Annotated in this window: 2 protein-coding genes; both read left to right on the top strand. The window is 74.8% G+C overall.

Annotation, left to right across the window (positions count from 1 at the left end; all coding sequences use genetic code 11):
* Positions 1–400, top strand: a 400-nt coding sequence (locus tag PROKR_RS16780; protein WP_169736452.1) for a helix-turn-helix domain-containing protein, incomplete at its 5' end; no start/stop codon positions are given.
* A gap of 127 nt (positions 401–527) precedes the next feature.
* Positions 528–1,475: S8 family serine peptidase (locus PROKR_RS16775; RefSeq protein ID WP_036964876.1), on the top strand; the 948-nt coding region annotated here is incomplete at its 3' end.

The following is a 1,475-nucleotide window of genomic DNA, read 5'->3' as shown; positions in this document are numbered from 1 at the left end:
GATCGCGCGGACGCTGCCCACCAAGCTGGCGATCGCCGACCGGCGCACCGCGCTGGTCAGCACGGACCTCGACCAGCAGCACCCGGCCGCCGTCGTGGTCGAGGGCGGCCCGCTGGTGGACCTGCTGTGCGCCGCGTTCGAGGCGGCGTGGGCCGACGCGGTCGAGATCCCCGCCGCCGACAGCCTGGAGGGTGCCGCTCCCCCGGACCGCGGGCCGAACAAGGACGACCGGGCGCTGCTCGCACTGCTCGGCTCCGGGGCCAAGGACGAGGCGATCGCACGCGAGCTCGGCCTGTCCGAGCGGACGCTGCGCCGCCGCAGCGCCGACTTGATGCGCCGCCTCGGTGCGGCCAACCGGTTCCAGGCGGGGATGCAGGCCGTCCGCAAGGGGTGGCTCTAGAGGCTGGGGTGAAATATGGCCTCGCGCGTGACGTCCGTGTAAACACTTGCGGCCGGTACCGGCCAGTGGCCGCATCCGGCCATTACGCCCATTGCCCACGTAGGGTAGCGCGGGCTAGACAGCCCTCATGCAACCTCTGCCCTCCGGCCGCCGCCGGGGTCTCCTCCTCGGGAGCACCCTCGTCTCGGCCTCACTGGTCCTGTCACCGGGTACCGCCGTCGCGGCCCCGGACGTCGCACGCGACGCCGACCCGGTGCGCGTCATCATCGAGCTCGACTCCCCCACGGCCGCCGACGTCGTCGGCCAGGAGGCAGTCGCCACCGCGCGGAGCGGTTCCGGCTCCGCGCGCGCCCGCAGCGCCTTCGCCGCCGACTACCGGGCCGCCGTGGAGACCGTCGAGGAGGCGCAGGAGGGCATCACCTCCTGGGCCGTGCGCCAGGACATCGACCTGGACGACACCGAGTCGGTGACCGGCCTGCTGTCCGCCGTCGTCGCCACCGTCGACCCCGCGGACCTCGCCGAGCTGCGCGAGGCCCCCGGCGTCGCGCGCGTCACCGAGGACGCGCCCGTGCGCATCCTGGGCGACGAGGCGAACATCCCCGCCACCGGCGCGCCCGAGGTCTGGGAGCGCGAGGACGCCGGCGGCGCGCCCGTCACGGGTGACGGCCGCACCGTCGCGATCATCGACACGGGCATCGACTACACGCTGGCCGACCTCGGCGGCGGGTTCGGCCCGGGCCACCGCGTGGTCGACGGCTACGACTTCGTCAACGACGACGCCGACCCGATGGACGACCACATGCACGGCACGCACGTGGCCGGCATCGTGGGCGCCGGCGGGGCCAACCTGACCGGTATGGCGCCCGACGTGACGCTCACGGCCTGGAAGGCCATGGACGCCAACGGCGGCGGCACCACCGAGGACCTGCTCCTCGCGCTCGAGGCGGCGACGAACCCGCTGGGCGACCACCCGGCCGACGTCGTGAACATGAGCCTCGGCACGCCCGGCGACGGCACCGACCCGCTGGGCCGCGCCTCCACCGCCGCCGTGCGGCAGGGCGTCGTCGTCGTCGCC

It is taken from the genome of Promicromonospora kroppenstedtii DSM 19349, from assembly GCF_000515355.1.
Lineage (GTDB): Bacteria > Actinomycetota > Actinomycetes > Actinomycetales > Cellulomonadaceae > Promicromonospora > Promicromonospora kroppenstedtii.
The sequence above is the reverse complement of the archived record's forward strand: the minus strand, read 5'-3'. Positions and strand labels throughout refer to the sequence as shown.